This window comes from Subtercola sp. YIM 133946 (assembly GCF_036553535.1).
Taxonomy (GTDB): Bacteria; Actinomycetota; Actinomycetes; order Actinomycetales; family Microbacteriaceae; genus Subtercola.
This window is the reverse complement of record NZ_JAZHPE010000013.1, coordinates 134,286-156,926: the sequence shown is the minus strand read 5'-3', so window position 1 is coordinate 156,926 and position 22,641 is coordinate 134,286. Positions and strand designations below refer to the sequence as shown.

Genomic DNA, 22,641 nt, shown 5'->3' with positions numbered 1-22,641 from the left:
GCGAGGCCTTTCTAGTCTTAGGCAGCCTGCTCGAAGGGGGCGCCGGAAGCATCCGGTGTCGGGGGTTCGCGGTAGGTGTTGCAGTAACCAAAAGGAGTACGGGTGTCAATTGCTCATCTCGGTCTGACCAGCGACCAGCGGTCTGGCAGTGAGACACGTGGCCACGAACGCACCCCGCCGCACGACCTGCTCGCCGAGCAGAGTGCCATCGGCGGAATGCTGCTCAGCAAAGACGCGGTCGCCGATGTCGTCGAGGTGGTTCGGGGCGCCGACTTCTACATTCCGAAGCACGAACTCGTCTTCGACGCGATTCTCAACCTGTACTCGCACGGCGAGCCCACCGACGTCATCGCCGTCACCGACGAGCTGACCAAGAGCGGCGAGCTCTCACGGGCCGGTGGCGCCGAATACCTGCACACGCTGACCAGTCTGGTGCCGACGGCCGCGAACGCCGGCTACTACGCCTCCATCGTCTCGGAGAAGGCGATTCTGCGCCGGCTCGTCGAGGCCGGCACGCGCATCGTGCAGATGGGGTACGCCAGCGAGGGCGAGGTGATGGATCTCGTCAACAACGCACAGGCCGAGATCTACGCCGTCAACGGCAACACCGAGACCGAAGACTACGTTCCGCTCACCACCGCCGTGAGCGCCGCAATCGACGAGATCGAGGCTGCGAAGGGCCGCGAGGGCCAGATGACCGGTGTGCCGACCGGTTTCGCCGAGCTCGACATGCTGACCAACGGCCTGCATCCCGGCCAGCTCATCATCGTCGCCGCCCGGCCGGCGCTCGGCAAGTCGACGCTCGCGCTCGACTTCGCCAGGGCCGCTGCCATCAAACACGACATGCCGGCGATCTTCTTCTCGCTCGAGATGGGGCGCAGCGAGATCGCGATGCGCCTGCTCTCTGCCGAGTCGTCGGTGCCACTGCAGAACATGCGCAAGGGAACGGTCGAGAACCGCGACTGGACGACGATCGCCGCGACGCGCGGGCGCATCAACGATGCGCCGCTGTACATCGACGACAGCCCGAACATGACGCTCGTCGAGATCAGGGCCAAGTGCCGTCGGCTGAAGCAGCGCGTCGGGCTCAAGATGGTGGTCATCGACTACCTGCAGCTCATGACCTCGGGCAAGCGCGTCGAATCGCGCCAGCAGGAGGTCAGCGAGTTCTCGCGTGCCCTGAAACTCATGGCGAAAGAGCTGCAGGTTCCGGTCATCGCGCTCTCGCAGCTCAACCGTGGGCCCGAGCAGCGGGCCGACAAGAAGCCCGCTCTGTCAGACCTGCGTGAGTCGGGGTCGCTCGAGCAAGACGCCGACATGGTCATCCTGCTGCATCGCGAGAGCGCGTACGAGAAAGACAACCCGCGGGCGGGCGAGGCAGACCTCATCGTCGCCAAACACCGCAACGGGCCGACCGCCACCGTCACCGTCGGGTTCCACGGTCACTTCTCGCGGTTCGCCGACATGCCGCACGCCTGAGTCGCGTCGTTGCTGGGCCGGGAAAGCTCTCAGGCCGCGCGCCATACAATGGATGGTCAGCACGAACGAAAAGAGGCCGCTTCAGGTGAGCGTCGAACAGGGCCCCCTCGAGGGCCGTTCGCCCTATTGGGGCGCACCGATCGCCCGGGCGATCCCGGCGTTCGTCGTCGCCGCATACCTGACCTTCACCGAGAACCACTCGTCGCAGGTGGGGCTGTTCGTCTTCGGTGCGTACGCGGTGGTCGCGTCGGTGTTCGTCGCCGCCCTGTCGGCCCGGTACGTCGAGGTGCCGGCCACGCGGCGGCTGTTCATCGCCCAGGGCGTGATCGGGTTCGTGTTCGGCGTGGTCGCGCTCGTGTTCAATTCGGGCGGCACCCCGTTCTTCCTGTACATCGTCACGCTCTTCGCGGCCCTGACGGGCATTCTCGAGCTCTACTGCGGGCTGCGTTCGCGGTCGGCACGGGCATCCGTGGCCGCGGGCGCCGCCTTGCGGGCTGACGCGGGCCGGCAAGACGCCGGCCGCCGCGGCGCAGACCGGGTCGCCGTCGACCGCCTGGCCGCCAAAGACTGGATCGCCGTCGGTGCGTTCACGGCGCTGCTGGCCCTGGTATTTCTGATCATTCCGCTCGACGTCGTCACCGCCGTCGGGCTCTTCGGAGGGTACGCGGTGATCGTCGGCATCTACCTCGTCATCGGCGGCCTCTCCCTGCGCTGGGGCGCGAGCCCGGCGGCATCCACCTCGCTGAGCCAAGAGACGACATCGTGACCGAACCCGTGCCCCCCACCCGCAAAGAGATTCTGAAGCCGGTCGAGCTCATCGTGATCTCGGTCGTACTGGCGCTCTTCGTCGGCCTCACCGTGCTGCTCTCGACCCGCCAGCCACTGCTCGCCGCGGTGTTCTTCGGCATCGCGTTCATCGTCTCGCTGGTCGTCATCGCCATGTTCACCCTCACCTTCAAGCCGAACGCGGCCGAGCAGGAGGAGCTCGCGGGCGACCCCGACGCTCCCGACGGCGAGCCCGGCACCCCGCGGCCCTACCTCGGACCTGGCCACTGACCCGGTCGGTGCCGGCTACGCGCCGAGGTGGTCGACGAGGGCGCTGGCCAGCCCGGTGTAGGTCGCGGGCGTGAGGGCGATGAGCTGGGCCTTGGCGGCGTCGCCGATGTCGAGGGCCGAGACGAAGGCGATGAGCTCGGCCTGGCCGATCTTCTTGCCCCGGGTGAGCTCTTTGAGGAGGGCGTAGGGGTCGGTGATCGAGCTGCGGCCCGCGGTGATCTCGGCGCGCACGACGGTCTGGATCGCCTCGCCCAGCACCTCCCAGTTGTCGTCGAGGTCGGCGGCGAGCAGGCCGGCGTTCAGCGAGATCTGGCCGAGGCCGCCGCGGATGTTGTCGAGTGCCAGCAGCGAGTGGCCGAGCGCGACGCCGATGTTGCGCTGTGTGCTCGAGTCGGTGAGGTCACGCTGCAGCCGTGAGGTGACGAGCGTCTGGGCGAGCGAGTCGAGCAGCGCGCTCGAGAGCTCGAGGTTCGCCTCGGCGTTCTCGAACCTGATCGGGTTGATCTTGTGCGGCATGGTCGACGACCCCGTGGCGCCGGCGACCGGAATCTGGGTGAAGTAGCCAAGCGAGATGTACGTCCAGATGTCGGTGCAGAGGTTGTGCAGCACGCGGTTGGCGTGAGCGATCTGCGCGTAGAGCTCGGCCTGCCAGTCGTGCGACTCGATCTGGGTGGTGAGCGGGTTCCAGGTGAGGCCGAGCGACGTCACGAACTCCGACGAGATGCGCGGCCAGTCGAGGGTCGGGTCTGCGGCGAGGTGCGCGGCGAAGGTGCCGGTGGCGCCCGAGAACTTCGCGAGGTACTCGGTGTTCGAGATCTGCTTCACGATGCGCTCGAGCCGGTACACGAACACCGCGAGTTCTTTGCCCATGGTGGTGGGCGTCGCGGGCTGTCCGTGGGTGCGGGCCAGCATCGGCTCGTCGCGGTAGAGCACGGCCTGCCGGCGCAGCTCGTCGATCACGAGGCGAAGGGCGGGCATCCACACCGCCGTGACGGCCTCGCGAATGGTCAGCGCGTACGAGAGGTTGTTGATGTCTTCGCTGGTGGCCGCGAAGTGGGTCAGCTCGGCGACCCGGCCGAGGCCGAGCCGCTCGAGGCGGTTGCGCACGAGGTACTCGACCGCCTTCACGTCGTGGCGCGTGGTCGCCTCGAGGGCGGCGAGCTCGTCGATCTCGGGCTGCCCGAACGTGGTGACCAGGCCGCGCAGCCCGGCGATCTGCTCGGGGGTGAGGCGTGCCGCCCCGGCGAACTCGTGGTCGGTGAGGTAGACCAGCCATTCGACCTCGACCTGCACCCGTGCACGGTTCAGGCCGGCCTCAGACAGGTACTCGCCGAGTGCGCTGACGGCGGGGCGGTAGCGCCCGTCGAGCGGGCTGAGCGGCTGGGGGGGAAGTGACATGGTCTCAGGCTCCGGGGGTGGTGGGGGCGGGGTTCTGGATGCCCGTACCGGGCCGGTGCCGCAACGCGGGCTCGAGCTGGCCGAACAGGGCGCGGCAGCTCGACTCGATCGTGGCCAGCACGCGGTCGAACATCGCCGAATCGGAATAGTACGGGTCGGGCACGTCGGCGACGCCGCCCGAGTCGGGGTCGAAGCTCGACAGCAGCCTGATCTTCGAGCGGTCGGCGTCGGTCTTCGCCCAATCGCGCAGCACGCGCTCGTGGCTGCGGTCGAGCACCACGACCAGGTCGAGATCGTCGAACCACTGCGGGTCGAACTGGCGGGCGCGGTGGGCGTGGCCGTCGTAGCCGCGCCGGGCGAGCGAGTCGAGGGTGCGTGGATCGGCCTGCTCGCCGACGTGCCAGTCGCCCGTGCCCGCCGAGGTGACGGCGATGCGGTCGTCGAGCCCGCCCCGTTTCACGAGGTCGCGCATCACGACCTCGGCCATGGGCGACCGGCAGATGTTGCCGGTGCACACCATGCTGATGCGAAAGAGGCCGTCGGTCGGCGCGGGGCGGTCGTCGGGCATGACTCTATCTTCGCCTACGCGGCGCCCGGGCGGGCTCTCAGCGGCGGCTGCTGCTGCGCCCGACGCGGAAGATCGCCTTGAGGATGGCGCCGATGATGGCGCTCAGAATGGCCAGCACGAGGGCGCCCAGCACCGCGGTCCAGAACCCGTCGACCTCGAGGCCGAAGCCGAACCAGCTGGTCACCCAGCTCGCCAGCAGCAGCAGAACCGCGTTCACGATCAGCGCGATGAGCCCGAGGGTCAGAATGTAGAGCGGAAACGCGACGATACGGATGGCCGTGCCGATGATGCCGTTCACGATGCCGAAGATCAGCGCCACGAACAGAAACGACACCACGATGGCGAAGTCGTTGTCGGCGTAGGGCTTCAGCACCACCCCGGTGACGATCAGCGTGGTCAGCCAGAGGGCGATCGCGTTGGTGACGAGGGAGACGAGAAATCGGGCCATGCCACAACTATGGCAGGTGGTGACCCATGTGGGTAGCTCGCGCCCCGGGCAGCGGTCGCCCGTCTGCCCCCGTGGTCAGGAACGATCGCGCGCGGAACCGGCCGGGGATGGCGCGCAGGGTGAAGCCGAGCGCGGCGGCGACGGCGGGCGCGAGCCCGTTCTGGATGGTCTCGACCGCCGCGCGCAGATCGTCGACCGTCGCGGTGTTCGGGTCGAGCGCCTCGCCCACCCCGCAGACCTCGATCGCGCGGGCGGCCACGAACTGGTCGGTCGAGAACGGCAGCACGAGCATCGGCACGCCGGCCGTCGCAGCCTCGGTCACGCTGTTGTTGCCGCCGTGCGTCACACAGAGTGCGGCACGGTCGAGCAGCGTCACCTGGGGCAGAAAGTCGCGCACGAGCCAGTTCTCGGGCAGGCCTGCGAAGGCTGCAGGGTCGGAGGAGCCGGTCGCGATCGCCACGCGCACGGGCAACGGTCGCAGGGCATCCGCCACCCGCAGCAGCACATCGGTGCGCACCGAGAGAAAACTGCCGAAGCTCACGTAGACGATCGGCTGGTCGCTCGCATCGAGCCACGCGTCGATCTCGTCGTCGGCTGGTTCTGAGCGCACGGCCGAGCCCAGAAAGACGTGCGGCGCGAGCAGAGTCGTTCGTTCGGGCGGGTGCAGGGCCTCGGGGTAGTTGTAGAGCACGAGGTCGCCGTGTTCGGCGAAGGCGTCGCGTGAGGGCGGTGCCTCGGGGTTCAGCTCGGCCAGGGCGGCGTTCCATTCGGCGGTGAACCGGTCGCGCACCTCTTCGTTCAGCAGGCGCAGGGCCGCCAGCTCGGCGGGCTCGGGGTCGATGGCCGACGGCCAGGTGGTCGGCTGGCCGTAGACCTCATCGCCCACCGGCAGGGCAGACGGATGCCCGACCACGACGTCTCCGTACGAGATTCCGGCGGCGTCGAGGCCCAGCCGCGCGCCGAAGGCCAGGTGGTCGACCAGAATCTGGTCGGGTGCCACCTGCTCCACCACACGCTGCACCTCCCGCGCGTTCTCCACAGGATTGAACAGCAGGTCGCCCGAGCGCGCCGACGCCTGGAATCGTAGTGTCTCGATCATTCCGCCTCGGGTGGCATCGAAGAAGCCGCGCAGCGTCTCGTCTTCGCCGCGGGGCTGCTCTTCGGCGCGGATGACGCCCGGATTCGACCCACGACCCAATTGGAGGTTCACCCGTGCGAACCCGAACGATTCGACGATGGCGGCCGTGGCGGGGCCGGTGGCGACGACCACGTGCTCGCCCGCGTCGCTCCAGGCCGTGGCGAGTGTGGCGAGGGGCAGCAGGTGCGACGCGTAGTCGGGGGTGATCACGAGCAGGGTCACTGGGCGTTCTCCGGGGTGAGGCTGGGGCGGGCATCGGGGGTGCCGCCGTGACGTGCCGCGATGTCGGCATAGATCTGGCGGAGCGTTTCGGCCATCGCGTCGATCGTGAATCGCTCGCGCACCAGCGTCTGGGCGGAGTCGATGCGGTGCTGCTCGGCGGCATGCTCGAGCAGAGGGTTGATTCGTGCGAGCGAACGGGCGTGGCGTAGTGCAGAGCGTATGGCTTCGGGGCGCCGTGTGTCGACCAGAAAACCGGTGCGGCCCTCGTCGACGTACGTCGCGGGGCCGCCGCCGTCGGGTGCCACCACGACGAGACCTGTGGCAAGTGCCTCGAGCAGGGCGATTCCGAACTCCTCCTTGATGCTGCCGCACACGTAGGTGCCCCGGGGCGCGACGAGACCCGGTAGTCCGAACCGGGTGGCGGCGAGCCAGCGTGCGGCCACGTCGTTGGGGCGGTTTCCCGAGAGAATCAGGCCGGCACGGGCATCCGGTTGCTCGGCGAGAACCCTCTCGATGCGTTCGAGCTGGTCGCGTTCGTCAGCCGACGGGGCGGCGAGGTCGCCCCCGACGATGAGCAGGTTGCTCGTCGCGCGCAGAACGGTGTCGGCGGCCCAGGCCTCGACCACCGTCGCCATGCCCTTGACCTGGTGCAGCCGGCCGACGCTCGTGATCAGTGGCAGCCCGTGACGGTTCGCCGGCAGCGCGCGTACGAGTGCGGCGAGCTGGTCGAAGGCGTCGGGCGTGGTCGGGGCGGTCGTCGCGTCTGCGGCGTGGGCCACGGGCGCGTGGTCGATGGTGGCTGCGGGTGCCGGGGCGGCGAATGCCGCGCTGCCGGCCATCGGTGCCGGGGCGGCGAGTGAGCGTAGCTCGGCCTCGGCGAGGGCGGCCTCGATGACCGAGAGGTCGATGCCTTCGGCGACCTCGCTGTATCGGTCGGGGTCGGCGGTGATGTCGACGCCCAGCAGTGCGTGCAGGTCGCCGGCGAGGTCGGGGCGCGGAAAGAGCACGACGTGCTCGGCGAGCTCAGACAGGCGCTGAACCAGCTGGGCGCGAAACCAGTAGTGCTCGCGCTCGTCGGCGGCTGCGAACGACCCGCGGGTGAGGGTTCCGGCCATGTCGAGAGAGTGGATGACGGCGTGCGGGTCGGGCGCGAGCGTGAACACGACCGGGATGCCCAGCCGTTCGGCCACGGTCGCCGCCGCCAGGCTGCCAACGTCGGCCATACGCAGGTGCAGAACGTCGACCGGGCCCAGTGCGAGCAGCGCTCGCCGGATTCCGCGCTCGGCGGCCACCCGGCTGGGCCAGGCTCGTGCCGAGGAGGTGGGCTCGGCCAGCAGCGGGATGGGCACGAGCAGGTGTGCGGCCTCATCTGCGCCGCCGGGCGAACCGCCGGGCGACCCGCCGGGCGACCCGTCGGGCAGGGCGGCCAGCGCCGCGGCCGCAGACCCGCGAGACATGGTGATCACCCGGTCGATCTGCGGGTCTCGCCCCAGCGAGTCGCCGAGTCGAACCAGAAGCGTCGCGATGCCCCCGTTGTCGCCGGCGCCGGCGCGGGTCAGCCCTCGGTCGATGTCGGCGTGCAGAAAGAGCTGGGCGACGGTGAGGCCTCGGCGGCCGGGAGCGGGCGCAGCACGACGCTCACCACCCGTCGACCCTGCCTGTCGCCCCCACCGAACCGGGTACGGCGAGTTCAGAGCGAGGTCGATGTCGTACGCGGCCAGCCTCGCCACATCTCCGACCGTGTCGTCGCGCAGCGACAGCGCCGACACGGCCCGAAGCGCCCGATTGTCGCTGCAGCGGTCGCCGAGAGCGGCGACGGCCGCCACGCGCACGTCGACGTCTTCGGCCTCGTCGAGGGCGAGTGCGACGAGCGCCCGCCCGGCCACACGCCCTCCGACCAGCCCGAGCGTCTCAGCAAGCCGTGCGCGCGCCGCCGCCGACCCACCGCCCAGCAGCGCGCCCTCGAGCGCGAGCGCAACGTGGTCGGGTGCCGACTGTGCCCAGTTCTGCAGGGTCTGCTGTGCGAGGGCTCCGGTGAATCCGCCGCCCGCCGCCGAGGCCACGATGCGCGAGATCGCGTCGAGCCGGGGCAGCCGCCCAGCGAAGGCCCACGCAGCGTGCTCGCGAACCCAGGCCCGCGCGTCAGAGAGCAGGTCGGAGAGCGCATCCTCGGCGGCGTCGTCGTAGATGCGCGCCAGCGCGTGGATCGCCGCGATGGCGATGACCGTGTCGTCGCTGTCGTCGATCAGCTGCAGCAGCGTCGCCACCGACTGGTCGCCGAAGAGATCGACGGCCTCGCCCACGTCGCCCGAGGCCCGAACCAGATCGAGCAGAAACGGCAGCCGGCGCAGTTCTGCGACGGTCTCGAGCAACTGGGGAGGGTGAACGTTCATGGTTCTGCCTTATGTCGATGGTTGCCGCCGCCGCGGCGGTCAGCAGAGTCGTGCGGCCGCTCCGGCTGCGTGAAGAGACCGCCAGAGATGTTCGGAGCGGTGCGCGCAAGCGATGGGGCAGGGATGACCCGTGATCAGTGAATTGCCTGGGGTCGTGCCGCGGCAATGCCTTGACATCACAGCCACCATGCCTATCGCAGTGCTGCGCACGCTGCATCGCCGGCCTGCCGATGACACCTGGCGAGTCTGCACGAGCCTGTAGGTGCGGCCAGTCTGACGAAATAAGATGTTCCGATGACCGCCGGCGACAACCCCCCCATCAAGCTGCGACCCGAGATTCTCGCCCTGCCGGCCTACCGCCAGGGAAAGGTGGTCGAGGGCGGTTTCAAGCTGTCGTCGAACGAGAACCCGTTTCCGCCGCTGCCCGGCGTGCTCGCCGCCGCTCAGGATGCCGCCACGGTGCTGCACCGGTACCCGAACGGTCATGCCCCCGAACTGTCGGCGCGCATCGCCGAGCGCTACGGCGTCGACCTCGAGCAGGTCATCGTCGGAGCCGGGTCTGTGTCGCTGCTGGCCCAGCTCGTCATCGCCTCCGCCGGCGCGGGCGACGAGGTGCTGTACTCCTGGCGCTCCTTCGAGGCCTACCCTCTGCTGCCACCGATGAGCGGTGCGACGAGCGTGCAGGTGCCGAACCGTCCCGACCACCGGCACGACCTGCCGGCAATGGCCGCGGCCATCACCGAACGCACCCGCCTCATCATCGTGTGCACCCCGAACAACCCCACCAGCACCATCGTGACGAAGGCCGAGTTCGCCGAGTTCATGGCGCAGGTGCCGAGCGACCTGCTCGTCATCCTCGACGAGGCGTACACCGAGTTCACGACCGATCCCGACGCCGTCAAAGGCACCGAAGAGCTGGCGCGCCACCCCAACCTGGTGGTGCTGCGCACGTTCTCGAAGGCGTACGGCCTGGCGGGCCTGCGCATCGGCTACGGCGTGGGCCCGGTTCGGGTCATCGACGCGGCCCGCAGCGCGAGCATCCCGCTTGCCGTCACTCACCACGCCCAGCTCGCGGCCCTCGCTTCGCTCGATGTCGAAGACGAGCTGCTCGAGCGGGTCGCCCACATCGCCGCCCTGCGTTCGACCATCTGGCAGGGCCTCACGGTGCAGGGCTGGGCGGTGCCCGAGCCGCAGGGCAACTTCGTGTGGCTGGCCACCGGTGAGTACACCGATGAGGCCGCCGCCATTCTCATCAGAAACGGCATCATGGCCCGGCCGTTTCACCCCGACGGCATCAGAATCTCGATCGGCGAGTCGGAATCAGTCGATAAACTCCTGACTTCTACCGAAGAGATTGTTCAGAACCTCTCAAAGATGAATCTTGCCGAGCCGATACGTTAGAAGCTGGCCCAAAGATAGAAGTATGAGGTAGCCAGTGGCAGAGAAATCGCCGACGGTACAGTTTCTCTCCATTGACGGGGAGTTCGCGCCGAACGAAGCAGCCGAGGAGTACCTGCCGTACCTCGACGAGCTGGGTGACGACGACCACCGCCAGTTCTACCGCGACATGGCGATCACCCGCCGTTTCGACGAAGAATGCACCAACCTGCAGCGCCAGGGCCACATGGGGCTGTGGCCGCCGAGCCACGGCCAGGAGGCGGCGCAGATCGGCTCGGGCCGGGCGGCCCGCCCGCAAGACGTGCTCTTCCCCACCTACCGCGAGCACGGCGTCGCCCTCGTGCGCGGCGTCGACATTCTCGACATCGTGCGGGTGATGCGCGGCACCAGCCTCGGCGGGTGGGATGCGACAGACCCGAAGAACAACAACTTCCGCAACTACACCCTGGTCATCGGGTCGCAGACCCTGCACGCCACCGGGTACGCCATGGGTGTCGGGCTCGACGGCCTGGTCGGCACCGGAGACGTCGAAGCCGATACGGCCGTGCTGACGTTCTTCGGCGACGGCTCGACTAGCCAGGGCGACGTCAGCGAGGCCTTCGTCTTCGCCGCGTCGAACCAGACCCCGCAGGTGTTCTTTCTGCAGAACAACCACTGGGCGATCTCGGTGCCGGTGAGCACCCAGTCGCGTATACCTCTCTATCTGCGTGCACAGGGGTTCGGCATCCCGAGCGTTCAGATCGACGGCAACGACGTGCTGGCGAGCTATGCCGCCACGCGCAGGCATCTCGACGAAGCCCGCTCAGGGCAGGGCCCTGCCATGATCGAGGCGCTCACCTACCGCATCGGTGCGCACACCACGTCAGACGATCCCAGCCGCTACCAGACGCCCGAGCAGCTGGCCTACTGGGTCGCTCGCGACCCCATCAAGCGGTTCGAGGCCTTTCTGCGATCGCGCGGCGCCGACGACGCGTTCTTCGCCGAGGCCGCCGTCGAGGCGAACGACTTCGCCGCCGACCTGCGGCACGGCACGCTCGCGCTGCAGGTGCCGCCCCTGTCGTCGATCTTCGAGAACGTGTACGCCGAGCCGCACCCCGTGACGGCCGAGCAGCGCGCGTGGCTCGACGCGTACGAACTGTCACTGCGAGAAGGTGCCTGATGCCCGCGACCGTCGAAGAACTGCCGCTCGCCAAGGCGCTGACCGCGGGGCTCCGTGCCGCGATGGCGGCGGATGACCGTGTCGTGCTCATGGGCGAAGACATCGGCACCCTGGGCGGGGTGTTCCGCATCACCGAAGGGCTGCAGGCCGAGTTCGGCACCAAGCGGGTGTTCGACACCCCCCTGGCCGAGTCGGGAATCGTGGGCACGGCGATCGGGCTCGCGATGCGCGGCTACCGCCCGGTCTGCGAGATCCAGTTCGACGGGTTCATCTACCCGGCGTTCGACCAGATCACCAGCCAGCTGGCGAAGCTGACCAACCGCACCTCGGGCAGCCTGCACATGCCGGTGGTCATCCGGGTGCCCTACGGCGGTCACATCGGTGCCGTCGAGCACCACCAGGAGAGCCCCGAGGCGTACTTCGCCCACACGGCCGGTCTGCGGGTCGTCAGCCCGAGTACGCCGAACGACGCGTACTGGATGATCCAGGAGGCGATCGCCTCAGACGACCCGGTGATGTTCTTTGAACCGAAGAGCCGCTACTGGCCGAAGGGCCCGGTCGACTTCGCGTCGAGCGCTGTTCCGCTGCACACCACCCGAGTGGTGCGCACGGGCACCGACGTCACACTCATCGCGCACGGCGCCATGGTGGCCACCCTGCTGCAGGCCGCGCAGGTCGCGGCCGACGAGGGCGTCAGCGTCGAGGTGCTCGACCTGCGCTCCCTCAGCCCCATCGACTTCGGGCCGATCATCTCATCGGTCGAGAAGACCGGTCGGCTGGTCGTCTGCCAGGAGGCGCCCGGTTTCGTCAGCGTCGGCTCTGAGATCGCCGCGACCATCGCCGAGCGGGCGTTCTACTCACTGCAGGCGCCGGTGCTGCGCGTATCGGGTTTCGACACCCCCTACCCGTCGTCGAAGGTCGAGTCGTTCTACCTGCCCGACGCCGACCGGGTGCTCGAAGCCATCGACCGATCGTTGAGGTACTGACATGACGCGTTCTGCCCGCGAATGGAGCTGTGAGCTGACATGAAAGAATCGCTCTTCTTGTTGCCCGACGTCGGTGAGGGCCTGACCGAGGCCGAGATCGTCTCGTGGCACGTCTCGGCCGGTGACACCATCGCCATCAACCAGGTGATCGTCGAGATCGAGACGGCGAAGTCGCTCGTCGAGCTGCCGTCGCCGTACGAGGGCGTCGTTCGCGAGATCCTGGTCGGTGAGGGCACCACCGTCGAGGTGGGTACGCCGATCATCCGCGTCTTCGGCGACGACGGTGAAGACCTCGGCGATGACGGCGGTACGGATGCCCGCGCCCTTGTCGGGGCGGTCGCGCCCGTCGCCCAACCCGGAGCCGCACCGGCCGCGGCACCGGCGCCTGCCGCTCTGGCAGAGGTTGCCCGTGCCGTCGCCGACGTGGCGGCCACCGTCTCACGCGAACCCGACGCTGCATCGGGCGCCGTGCTGGTCGGCTACGGCAGCAAGGGTCACGTCACGAGCCGTCGCCGCACCCGCCTGCTGCCGCCCGGCGGTCTGGCGACAGACGGCGCTGCGGCCGGTGGCAGCGGCACGATCCCGGCCGCGCGGGCCCCCGGCGGTGCTGCCGCGGCGGGTGGCGCGGCTGGCGCGGCTGGCACGGGTGGCAAGGGTGCCGCCTCCGGCGCTGCCGGGCGACCGACGGCAGCCGGCGCTCCGGTGGCGACCCGGCCGATCGGGGCCTCCTCCCCGGCCATCACCGGTCTGCCGATCATCGCCAAACCGCCGATTCGCAAGCTCGCCAAAGATCTCGACGTGAGTCTCGCCGAGGTCACGCCCACCGGGCCGATCGGTGACATCACCCGAGACGACGTCATTCGGCATGCGTCGCAGGCCAAGGTCTTCCACAACATCGAGACCCCGCAGTGGGCAGATGAGCGTGAGGAACGCATTCCCGTGAAGGGCGTGCGCAAGCAGATCGCCCGTTCGATGGTGGCGAGCGCGTTCACCGCGCCGCACGTGAGCCTCTTCGTCGACGTCGACGCCACCCGCACGATGGAGTTCGTGAAGCGGCTGAAGAGTTCGGCCGACTTCGCCGGGGTCAGGGTGTCGCCCCTGCTCATCGTCGCGAAGGCCATCATCTGGGCGGTACGCCGCAACCCGATGGTCAACTCGGCGTGGACAGACAAAGAGATCATCGTGCGCAACTACGTGAACCTCGGCGTGGCTGCTGCCACACCCCGAGGGCTGCTGGTGCCGAACGTGAAGGAGGCGCAGGCGATGACCCTGCTCGAACTCGCGTCGGCGCTCGAGTCGCTCACCCTCACCGCGCGCGAGGGCCGCACGAGCCCGGCCGACATGGCCGACGGTACGATCACCATCACGAACATCGGTGTGTTCGGCATGGACACCGGCACGCCCATCCTGAACCCCGGTGAGGTCGGCATTGTCGCCCTCGGCACCATCAAGCAGCGACCGTGGGTCGTCGACGGTGAGGTGCGGCCGCGATTCGTGACCACCCTGGGGGCGAGCTTCGACCACCGCGTGGTCGACGGCGACGTCGCCAGCCGCTTCCTGGCCGATGTGGCCGCGATCGTCGAAGAACCGGCGCTGCTGCTCGACTGACACCGCCTGTGTTGTTGCTTTTGACAATCATTATCAATAACGCATAACATCGACGGGTGTTCCGACAGTCGCCCTCCCCCGTGCGCGCGCCTTCCTGGCGCCAGGTGGCGTCGATCGGCGTGCCGGTCGTGGTCGGCATCTCGGCCATCGCCTTCGTTCTGAGCGGCGGCGCCACGGGTTCGGCCGTGGCCTCGGCGGCGGCCGGAGCCCCGACCAGCGCCGAGCAGAAGGCGACCCTCTCGGTGGTGGCCTCGACCAGCGTCTACGGCGACATCGCCCACCAGATCGGCGGCGACCTGGTGTCGGTGACCTCGATCATCGACGACCCCGACAGAGACCCCCACGAGTACCAGGCCGACGGGCAGAACCAGCTCTCGATATCGAAGGCCGACATCGTGATCGAGAACGGGGCCGGCTACGACGACTTCATCGACACGATGCTGTCGAGCTCGAAGAACACGCACGCCGTGGTGCTGAATGCGGCGACGATCTCGGGCTACGACCTCGGGCCCGCGGCGGGCGACCTCAACGAGCACCTCTGGTACGACTTCGCAACGATGACGAAGGTGGCAGACGAGGTGGCCGATAGCCTGGGCGACCTCGACCCCGCGGGCAGTGCGACCTATCGCGCGAATGCTGCGGCGTTCACCGCCGAGCTGACGTCGCTGTCGGCGACGGAGGCCCAGCTGCGCACGACCTACGCCGGTCGTGGTGTGGCGATCACCGAGCCGGTTCCGCTCTACCTGCTGCAGTCGATCGGCCTCGTCGATGAAACGCCGTCGAAGTTCAGCGATGCCGTCGAGAACGGCACCGACGTCGCGCCCGACGTGCTGGCGCAGACGACGGCGTTGTTCGCCGGCCACGACGTGGTGCTGCTCGCCTACAACGCGCAGACCGCTGGGGCGCAGACCGACCAGGTGGTGGCAGCGGCCCGAGCCGCTTCTGTGCCTGTAGTGGGTGTGACCGAGACCCTGCCCCAGGGCGAGAGTTATCTGCAGTGGATGACCGGCAACCTGGCTGCGGTCGCCGCCGCCCTGGCGGAGTGAGCGCAGCGTGACCTCTGTCGACCGCTCTGACGACGTGCTCGCCGGGCAGCCCGTGCTTCGTCTCACCGACGCCACGCTCGCCTACGGCTCGCGCACGCTCTGGAGCCATCTCGACCTGAAAGTCGCGTCGGGCGAGTTCATCGCCGTGATCGGCGCCAACGGATCGGGCAAGACGAGCCTCCTGAAGGTGATTCTCGGCCAGCAGCAGCTGACCCACGGGTCGGTCGAGTTTCTCGGCGGGCCGGTCAGTCGCGGCAACCGGCGTATCGGGTACATTCCCCAGCAGAAGCTCGCCGACGACGGAACGCCCTTGCGTGCGCGCGACCTGGTGGGCCTCGGCCTCACCGGTCACCGGTTCGGCATTCCGTGGCCCTCGGCGAGGCGCCGCAGGCAGGTCGACGAGTTGCTCAGCGACGTGGGCGCGAGCGGCTTCGGTGACGTCTCCATCTCGAACCTGTCGGGCGGCGAGCAGCAGCGGCTGAGGGTCGGCCAGGCGCTCGCCGGCGACCCGGCGCTACTGCTCTGCGATGAGCCGCTGCTCTCACTCGACCTCAACTACCAGCGGGCCGTGAGCGAGCTGATCGACCGCCAGCGGCGGGAGCGCGACCTCGGCGTGCTCTTCGTGACCCACGACATCAACCCGGTGCTCGGCATGGTCGACCGGGTGCTCTACCTCGCCGGCGGCCGGTTTCGCATCGGCACGCCCGACGAGGTGCTGCAGTCGCCGGTGCTGTCAGAGCTCTACGGCTCGCCTGTCGACGTGTTCCGCTCACAGGGGCGCGTCGTCGTGGTGGGCACGCCCGAGGCGCACGACCCGCACGACGCACACGCGCACCCCGACGCCGGGCCCTCCCTCGCATGAGCGGCGATCTCTGGCCGCAGATCTTCAACTTCGACAACTACGGCGAACTGCTCGCCCTGCTGCAGAATTCGATCATCGCCGGCGCCGTGCTGGGTGTCGTGGGCGGTCTGATCGGCGTCTTCGTGATGTCGAGAGACATGGCGTTCGCCGTGCACGGCATCAGTGAGCTGTCGTTCGCCGGGGCATCCGCCGGCGTGCTGTTCGGTGTTGGCGTCGTCGAGGGCTCGATTCTCGGTTCGCTCGTCGCGGCGGCCCTGATCGGCCTACTGGGCGCGCGCGCCCGCGACCGAAACTCGATCATCGCCGTGCTGATGCCCTTCGGTCTGGGCCTCGGCATTCTCTGCCTGTCGTTGTACCCCGGCCGCACGGCCAACAAGTTCGGGCTGCTCACCGGCCAGATCGTGGCCGTCGACGACCCGCGCCTGAACTCGCTCATCGCCATCTCGATCGTGGTCGTGCTCGGCCTGTCGATCGCCTGGCGGCCGCTGATGTTCTCGAGCGTCGACGCCGACGTGGCTGCCGCACGCGGCGTACCCACGCGTTTCCTCTCGCTGTACTTCATGCTGCTGCTGGGGCTCGCCGTGGCCGTGTCGGTGCAGATCGTCGGGTCGCTGCTGGTGCTCTCGATTCTGGTCACGCCGGCCGCCGCGGCCCTGCGCGTCTCGTCGTCGCCCGTCGTCGTGCCGTTGCTCAGCACGGTGTTCGCGGTGGTCTCGCTGGTGGGCGGCATCATGCTCGCGCTCGGCGGGGCGATTCCGATCAGTCCGTATGTCACGACGATCTCCTTTGCGATCTATGTGGTGTGCCGCGTGGTCGGCCGTCGCCGTATGCGACACGGCAATACTGGGCGAACCGCTGCCCTGGCGGGCTCGCGTGGCTAAAATTGTGCACAGTTCCGGTCGCCCGGCAGTTGTGGGCGAAGGGAGGGAAGAGTGAAGCGAAACACCTGGCAGCGCGACGCAGTGCGTGCCGCCCTCGACACCCAGATGGGCTTCGTCAGCGCGCAGACACTGCACTCGAACCTGCGTGGCAGCGGCTCGAACATCGGCCTGGCGACCGTCTACCGAGCGCTCGGCGACCTGGCCAGCGAGGGTGAGGCCGACTCCCTGCAGTCGCCGGAGGGTGAGAGCCTGTACCGGGCGTGCTCCAGTGCGCACCACCACCACCTGATCTGCCGCAGCTGCGGGCTCGCCGTCGAGATCGAGGCCGACGACGTCGAGGAGTGGGCGCGCAGCGTCGCCGCCCTGCACGGGTTCTCGCAGGCCGAGCACGTGGTCGACATCTTCGGCTACTGCTCCGCGTGTGTTCCGACGGTCGGCTGATCCGCGTCAACTTGCGCATCGGGGCCCTTTTCGCGTAGGCTCTCCCTTTGGTTGAGTGGTATCTACACTCGCATGTGCGCAAACAATCCCCTTCGTTCATCGTCTCGGGTGAGTTGTGCGTGCCGACAAGAGAACTTGGGTAAGGCGCTCGCCTTACGGTAATTGGAGGAAAGCCATGGCCGCAGTGTGCCAGGTGACAGGAGCCGTTCCCGGCTTCGGTCACAACATCTCGCACTCGCACCGACGCACCAAGCGTCGTTTCGACCCGAATGTACAGAAGAAGACCTACTACGTACCGTCGCTTCGCCGTAACGTCACGCTGACGTTGTCGGCCAAGGGCATCAAGGTCATCGATGCCCGTGGCATCGAAGCCGTGGTCGCCGAGATCCAGGGTCGCGGGGTGAAGATCTAATGGCCAAGCAGCAAGACGTGCGACCGATCATCAAGCTCCGTTCGACCGCCGGTACCGGGTACACCTACGTCACCCGCAAGAACCGCCGTAACGACCCCGACCGTCTCGTGCTCAAGAAGTACGACCCGGTCATCCGCAAGCACGTCGACTTTAGAGAGGAGCGGTAACACATGGCCAAGACAAGCAAAATCGCAAAGAACGAGCAGCGCAAGGTCATCGTGGCCCGCTACGCCGCACAGCGCCTCGAGCTCAAGAAGGCCCTCGTCGACCTGAACGGCACCGACGAGTCGCGTGAAGCGGCTCGTGTCGGCCTGCAGAAGCTCCCGCGCGACGCTTCGCCGGTGCGCGTGCGCAACCGCGACGCCGTCGACGGCCGCCCCCGTGGTCACCTCTCGAACTTCGGCATCTCGCGTGTTCGTTTTCGCGAAATGGCACACCGGGGCGAGTTGCCCGGCATCACGAAGTCGAGCTGGTAGGTTACGCATCGTCGCCTGACTTCGCCAGCCCTTCGGGCAATCGGCCAGAAGTCAGGCGAAATGTGGCCTGTTCGGCTGCCGGCATGCTTTACTGCATGCGTGCTTTACTGCATCACTGAGAACTACAAGAATTGCTGCCCCGGCAGCAGGATGGTCCGAGGAGGACACTAAATGGCTGATAAGTCACTCAACAAGACCGAGCTCGTTGCCGCTGTTGCTGCCGCGTCTGGCCAGACCCAGACCGCCGTCAACGAGGTGCTCGACTCCTTGTTCGCAACTCTCGCCGACTCGGTGTCGAACGGCGTGAAGGTCACCATCCCGGGCTGGATCGCAGTCGAGCGCACCTCGCGTGCCGCCCGCACCGGCCGCAACCCGCAGACCGGCGAGGCCATCCAGATCGCCGCCGGCAACTCGGTCAAGATCAGCGCCGGCAGCAAGCTCAAGGCTGCCGCCAAGTAGACAGTTCTTCACCCGAGAGGGGTTCTGACTTCGGTCAGGGCCCCTTTCGTCGTCTCTGCACCCCGGCCGAGGCCCTTCTCGTCGTCTCTGCGCACCGAGCGTGCCGGAGCGCCGGGTTTCTGCACAGGGTCGGCGAACGCCCGGCGGTGCACAGATGCGCGCTACGGCGGGCTTCACAGGTGCGCTGACGTAGGGTTGATGAGTGCCAAAAGTGATTCGCATAGCAGGCCCGGCTGCCCTCGTCGCGGTCGCCTTCGTTGCGCTCATCCTCGGCCTCGAGTACGGCGGGGGCGCCACGGCGCTGCTGCTCGAAGATCCAGGCCCCCTGGTTCGGTTCGGTCTGCCCATCGCGACGCTGTTCGTGAACCTCAGCGCCTCGCTCACGATCGGCGCGCTGCTGCTGGCCGTCTTCGTGCTGCGCAACGACAAACCCGAGTTCGCCCGGTCGCTCGACGTCGCAGCCGCCGGGGCCGCCCTGCTCACCGTCTCGGCGGGCATCACCGGGTTTCTCAGCTTTCTGAACGTCACGTCGTCGTCGGCCAGCCTCGATTCGAAGTTCGGCGAGATTCTCGGCCAGTTCCTGAGCTCGGTTCCGCTCGGCCAGGCTTGGCTCGAGACCACGCTCATCGCCGCCGCCGTCACCGTGCTCTGCTTCGCCGTGAGAAATCTCACCGGGCTCGTATTCGTCGGCCTGCTGGCGGTCGCCGCCCTGGTTCCGATGGCCCAGCAGGGCCACGCCGCGGGCACCGACGGGCATGACGCCGCCATCACCGCCCTCTTCCTGCACCTCGTCTTCGCCGCCGCGTGGCTCGGCGGCCTGCTCACCCTCGTGCTGCTGGTCAGGCAGCTCGACAACAAGCGGCTCGTCGTCGCTGTCTCGCGGTACTCGACGATCGCGTTGGTCTGCTTCATCGTGGTGGCGGCGTCGGGCTACGTGAGCGCCGAGCTTCGCATCGGGTCGCTCGACCGGCTGCTGACGCCCTACGGCATCCTCGTACTGGTGAAGGTGGCGGCCCTCATCGTTCTCGGCCTCATCGGGGCGATGTACCGCCGGCTGCTCATCAGGCGCCTGAGCGACTCGGGCGGGCGCGCAGTGTTCTGGCGCATCGTCGTGGCCGAACTGGTGTTCATGGGCGTGGCATCCGGTGTGGCCGTCGCCCTCGCGAGAACGGCGACGCCGATTCCCGAGGTGCTGCCCACCAGCCCGACGCCGGCCGAGATCCTGACCGGCTCGCCGGTTCCCGCCGAGCTGACCTTCGGCACCTTCATCACGCAGTGGAACTTCGATCTGCTCTGGCTCTTGATCTGCGGTTTCGGCATCTTCTTCTACATCGCCGGCGTGGTGCGGCTGCGGCGCCGCGGCGACCGCTGGCCGATGTACCGCACGGTGTTGTGGGTGGCGGGTATGCTGCTGCTCGCCTTCGTGACGAACGGGTTCATGAACGTGTACGAGAAGTACCTGTTCAGCGTTCACATGATGGGGCACATGATTCTCGCCATGATGATCCCGATTCTGCTGGTGTCAGCGGGGCCCATTACCCTCGCGCTTCGTGCCATCGCCAAGCGCACCGACGGCACGCGCGGCGGGCGGGAGTGGATACTGCTCGCCGTGCACTCGAAGGTCGGCAGCTTCCTCGCGAATCCGATCGTGGCCGCGGTGCTCTTCGCGGGCAGCCTGCTCGTCTTCTACTACACACCCCTGTTCCGCTGGGCGACCACCGATCACATCGGGCACGAGTGGATGATCATCCACTTCTTGATCGTGGGCTACCTCTTCGCGCAGGCCCTCATCGGCATCGACCCCGTGCCGTTCAAGCTGCCCTATCCGTTCAAGCTGCTGCTGCTGCTCGGCACCATGGCCTTCCACGCCTTCTTCGGCCTGACGCTGATGACCGGCTCGGGGCTGCTGCTGGCCGACTGGTACGGGTCGATGGGCCGCACGTGGGGCATCAGCGCCATCGCCGACCAGCAGTACGGTGGCGGCATCGCCTGGAGCATCGGCGAGATACCCACCGTCATCCTGGCTATCGTGGTGGCCATCCAGTGGGGTCGCAGCGACACCAAAGAGACCAAACGCCTCGACCGCAACGCAGACCGCACGAACGATGCCGAGCTCAACGAGTACAACGCGATGCTGCAGCGCCTCGACAAGACGCGGTGAGGCCGGCATGCACTACAGTGACCTCGTGGTAGCGACGACATGGTGACCGCGGCAGGCCCCCAGCTCTCGGCCGAGCAGCAGCGCGTGTTCGAACTCATCGAGGGTACGAAGAACCACGTGTTCGTGACGGGGCGGGCCGGCACCGGCAAGTCCACTCTGCTGAACCATCTGGCCTGGAACACCGAGAAGCAGGTGGTGATCTCGGCCCCGACCGGCGTCGCGGCGTTGAATGTGGGCGGCCAGACCATCCACTCTCTGTTCCGGCTGCCGATCGGCGTGATCGCCGACCACGACATCGAACAGGGCGGCGATGTGCGCAAGATCCTGAACACCATCGACACGCTGGTCATCGACGAGGTCTCGATGGTCAATGCCGACCTGATGGATGCGATCGACCGCAGCCTGCGTCAGGCGCGGCAGCGGCCACTCGAGGCATTCGGCGGCGTGCAGATCGTGCTGTTCGGCGACCCCTACCAGCTGGCACCGGTGCCGGGCGACTCCGACGAGCGGGCGTACTTCAGCGACCACTACGCGTCGATGTGGTTCTTCGACGCGAAGGTGTGGCGCGAGGCGGTGCTCAACATCGTCGAGCTCAGTGAGATCCACCGGCAGAGCGACGACGACTTCAAGTTCATGCTCAACGCGGTGCGCCACGGCATGGTGACGAAAGAGATCGCGGATGCCCTGAACGGCGCCGGGGCCAGAACGCCGCCGACCGACGGCACCATCACCCTCGCCACCCGCAACGATTCGGTGAACCGCATCAACGCTGAGGCGCTGAAGCGGTTGAAGGGGGCGCTCAAGACGGCGAAGGCCGAGGTGTCGGGCGACTTCGGCGGCCGCGCCTACCCGGCCGAAGAGAGTCTCGAGCTGAAGGCCGGCGCCCAGGTGATGTTCCTGCGCAACGACTCAGACCAGCGCTGGGTGAACGGCACCATCGGCACGGTCACCAAGATCGCCGGCTCTGTGTGGGTGGAGGTCGACGGCGAGGTGCACGAGGTCGAGCCGGTGAGCTGGGAGAGGTACAAGTACTCGTACTCGACGACCAGCAAGCAGCTCACGAAAGACGTCATCGGCGAGTTCACCCAGTTTCCGTTGCGCCTGGCCTGGGCCGTCACCATCCACAAATCGCAGGGCAAGACGTACGACCGCGCGATCGTCGACCTCGGTTCGCGGGTCTTCAGCTCGGGCCAGACCTACGTGGCCCTGAGCCGCCTGACCTCGCTCGACGGGCTCTACCTGTCGAGGCCGCTGCGCCCCGCAGACATCATCGTCGACACCGACGTGCAGCGGTTCATGCGCCGACCGACGCCACAATGAGCTCGGCGAGCTCGTCGGGCCGCGAGAACTGGGGCCAGTGCCCGGTCGGCAGCGCCAGAACGGTGCAGTCGGTCAACCGGGGCAGCTCGACCAGGAAGGGCACGCCTTCGGCCGCATAGTGGTTCAGCTGGTCGGGCGACATCGTGGTGCTGATCACCGTCGAGCGGATGCCGAGCCGGCGCGGATCGTCACTGATGACGATGCCATCCCTCGCCACGCCACTCGGTTCGGGCACGGCGTTGGCCCGAAACTCGTCGAGCAGTTGCGGTGTGAGCCCGGCCAGGTCGTCGGTGTCGAAGAATTCCCACGGGGGCAGTAGCAGCTCACCGTCGATCTCGGGAATGTCAGGATTGATCGCGAGCCCGTTCGCGAGCGGCCCGCTGTCGACGTAGACGACCTGCCGCACTCGGTCGGGCCGCTGGTCAGAGGCTGCGTAGCTGATGGGGCCGCCGCCGCTGTGGCCGATCAGCACGATATCGGCGTCGTCGCCCTGGGGCAGCTCGTCGATGGCGGCGACGACGGCCGCGATGTGGTCGGCGAGGCCGATGCCCCGGCGGTCGTCGTCGACCGACGTCATGCCCGGCAGGGTGAGCGGATGCACGGCGTGGCCCGCATCGAACAGCGCTGCCGTGACCGGCGACCATGACCAGGCCCCCAGCCAGAAGCCCGGCACCAGAATGACGTTCATCGTCGACCCCCGATCATCGTGCCCCCAGCTTAGGCGGATGCG

23 protein-coding genes are annotated in these 22,641 nt (G+C 68.0%); 17 read left to right on the top strand and 6 right to left on the bottom strand.

Annotated features, from left to right (window positions below; genetic code table 11):
- Positions 1–102 precede the first annotated feature (102 nt).
- The 3 genes from dnaB to V3W46_RS03940 all read left to right on the top strand — a co-directional run bounded on the left by dnaB (position 103) and on the right by V3W46_RS03940 (position 2,535).
- Complete coding sequence (dnaB, locus tag V3W46_RS03950; RefSeq protein WP_331781792.1) at positions 103–1,479, top strand: replicative DNA helicase; 1,377 nt, start codon at positions 103–105, stop codon at positions 1,477–1,479.
- Between the two features lie 85 nt (positions 1,480–1,564).
- Positions 1,565–2,245 (top strand): hypothetical protein, encoded by a 681-nt coding sequence (locus tag V3W46_RS03945; protein WP_331781791.1) that lies wholly within the window; start codon positions 1,565–1,567, stop codon positions 2,243–2,245.
- Complete coding sequence (locus V3W46_RS03940; protein ID WP_331781790.1) at positions 2,242–2,535, top strand: hypothetical protein; 294 nt, start codon at positions 2,242–2,244, stop codon at positions 2,533–2,535. Before V3W46_RS03945 ends, V3W46_RS03940 begins: the two co-directional genes overlap by 4 nt.
- 15 nt (positions 2,536–2,550) lie before the next feature.
- On the opposite strand, the gene purB is transcribed toward V3W46_RS03940, so the two are convergent.
- From purB to V3W46_RS03915, 5 genes are read right to left on the bottom strand one after another with little or no spacing between them, the layout of a single operon-like run.
- A complete protein-coding gene (gene purB / locus V3W46_RS03935) occupies positions 2,551–3,933 on the bottom strand; it encodes an adenylosuccinate lyase (protein WP_331781789.1) in 1,383 nt (460 codons plus the stop codon).
- Between the two features lie 4 nt (positions 3,934–3,937).
- Positions 3,938–4,501 (bottom strand): low molecular weight protein-tyrosine-phosphatase, encoded by a 564-nt coding sequence (locus V3W46_RS03930; RefSeq protein ID WP_331781788.1) that lies wholly within the window; start codon positions 4,499–4,501, stop codon positions 3,938–3,940.
- A gap of 37 nt (positions 4,502–4,538) precedes the next feature.
- Complete coding sequence (locus V3W46_RS03925; protein ID WP_331781787.1) at positions 4,539–4,949, bottom strand: phage holin family protein; 411 nt, start codon at positions 4,947–4,949, stop codon at positions 4,539–4,541.
- Positions 4,950–4,956: 7 nt separating this feature from the next.
- Positions 4,957–6,309, bottom strand: coding sequence for a glycosyltransferase (locus V3W46_RS03920; protein ID WP_331781786.1), 1,353 nt, complete (start codon positions 6,307–6,309; stop codon positions 4,957–4,959).
- The gene (locus V3W46_RS03915) at positions 6,306–8,702 is read right to left on the bottom strand and encodes a glycosyltransferase (RefSeq protein WP_331781785.1); all 2,397 of its coding nucleotides are present in this window, start codon (positions 8,700–8,702) and stop codon (positions 6,306–6,308) included. Before V3W46_RS03915 ends, V3W46_RS03920 begins: the two co-directional genes overlap by 4 nt.
- Positions 8,703–8,996: 294 nt before the next feature.
- Here V3W46_RS03915 and V3W46_RS03910 point away from each other — a divergent pair, with 294 nt between their 5' ends.
- From V3W46_RS03910 to V3W46_RS03845, 14 genes are all read left to right on the top strand, one after another.
- Positions 8,997–10,103: a histidinol-phosphate transaminase gene (locus tag V3W46_RS03910; RefSeq protein WP_331781784.1), complete on the top strand. Its 1,107-nt coding sequence runs from the start codon at positions 8,997–8,999 to the stop codon at positions 10,101–10,103.
- Positions 10,104–10,137: 34 nt separating this feature from the next.
- Positions 10,138–11,259, top strand: a complete 1,122-nt coding sequence (locus tag V3W46_RS03905; protein WP_331781783.1) for a thiamine pyrophosphate-dependent dehydrogenase E1 component subunit alpha — start codon at positions 10,138–10,140, stop codon at positions 11,257–11,259.
- Positions 11,259–12,245, top strand: coding sequence for an alpha-ketoacid dehydrogenase subunit beta (locus V3W46_RS03900; protein WP_331781782.1), 987 nt, complete (start codon positions 11,259–11,261; stop codon positions 12,243–12,245). The genes V3W46_RS03905 and V3W46_RS03900 overlap by 1 nt, the downstream gene beginning before the upstream one ends.
- A 39-nt stretch (positions 12,246–12,284) precedes the next feature.
- On the top strand, positions 12,285–13,853 hold the full coding sequence (locus V3W46_RS03895; RefSeq protein ID WP_331781781.1) for a dihydrolipoamide acetyltransferase family protein: 1,569 nt from the start codon (positions 12,285–12,287) through the stop codon (positions 13,851–13,853).
- Positions 13,854–13,909: 56 nt separating this feature from the next.
- Positions 13,910–14,899 carry a metal ABC transporter solute-binding protein, Zn/Mn family gene (locus V3W46_RS03890; protein WP_331781780.1) on the top strand — a complete coding sequence of 330 codons (990 nt, stop codon included), beginning with the start codon at positions 13,910–13,912 and terminating at the stop codon, positions 14,897–14,899.
- A gap of 7 nt (positions 14,900–14,906) precedes the next feature.
- A complete protein-coding gene (locus V3W46_RS03885) occupies positions 14,907–15,761 on the top strand; it encodes a metal ABC transporter ATP-binding protein (RefSeq protein ID WP_331781779.1) in 855 nt (284 codons plus the stop codon).
- Positions 15,758–16,642 (top strand): metal ABC transporter permease, encoded by an 885-nt coding sequence (locus V3W46_RS03880; RefSeq protein ID WP_331781778.1) that lies wholly within the window; start codon positions 15,758–15,760, stop codon positions 16,640–16,642. Before V3W46_RS03885 ends, V3W46_RS03880 begins: the two co-directional genes overlap by 4 nt.
- 51 nt (positions 16,643–16,693) lie before the next feature.
- Positions 16,694–17,083 (top strand): Fur family transcriptional regulator, encoded by a 390-nt coding sequence (locus tag V3W46_RS03875; protein ID WP_331781777.1) that lies wholly within the window; start codon positions 16,694–16,696, stop codon positions 17,081–17,083.
- A 175-nt stretch (positions 17,084–17,258) separates the two neighbouring features.
- Entirely contained in the window at positions 17,259–17,495 is a 237-nt protein-coding gene (gene rpmB / locus V3W46_RS03870) for a 50S ribosomal protein L28 (RefSeq protein ID WP_331781776.1), read from the top strand.
- On the top strand, positions 17,495–17,662 hold the full coding sequence (gene rpmG, locus V3W46_RS03865) for a 50S ribosomal protein L33 (RefSeq protein ID WP_168916676.1): 168 nt from the start codon (positions 17,495–17,497) through the stop codon (positions 17,660–17,662). The genes rpmB and rpmG overlap by 1 nt, the downstream gene beginning before the upstream one ends.
- A 3-nt stretch (positions 17,663–17,665) precedes the next feature.
- Positions 17,666–17,971 carry a 30S ribosomal protein S14 gene (gene rpsN / locus V3W46_RS03860; protein WP_331781775.1) on the top strand — a complete coding sequence of 102 codons (306 nt, stop codon included), beginning with the start codon at positions 17,666–17,668 and terminating at the stop codon, positions 17,969–17,971.
- 171 nt (positions 17,972–18,142) lie between these two features.
- Positions 18,143–18,430 carry an HU family DNA-binding protein gene (locus V3W46_RS03855; RefSeq protein ID WP_331781774.1) on the top strand — a complete coding sequence of 96 codons (288 nt, stop codon included), beginning with the start codon at positions 18,143–18,145 and terminating at the stop codon, positions 18,428–18,430.
- 202 nt (positions 18,431–18,632) lie between these two features.
- Entirely contained in the window at positions 18,633–20,591 is a 1,959-nt protein-coding gene (locus V3W46_RS03850) for a cytochrome c oxidase assembly protein (protein ID WP_331781773.1), read from the top strand.
- 39 nt (positions 20,592–20,630) lie between these two features.
- Positions 20,631–21,911, top strand: a complete 1,281-nt coding sequence (locus V3W46_RS03845) for an ATP-dependent DNA helicase (protein WP_331781772.1) — start codon at positions 20,631–20,633, stop codon at positions 21,909–21,911.
- Here V3W46_RS03845 and V3W46_RS03840 read toward each other — a convergent pair.
- Positions 21,886–22,599 carry an alpha/beta fold hydrolase gene (locus tag V3W46_RS03840; RefSeq protein ID WP_331781771.1) on the bottom strand — a complete coding sequence of 238 codons (714 nt, stop codon included), beginning with the start codon at positions 22,597–22,599 and terminating at the stop codon, positions 21,886–21,888. The two genes, V3W46_RS03845 and V3W46_RS03840, sit on opposite strands and share 26 nt — an antisense overlap.
- Positions 22,600–22,641 lie beyond the last annotated feature (42 nt).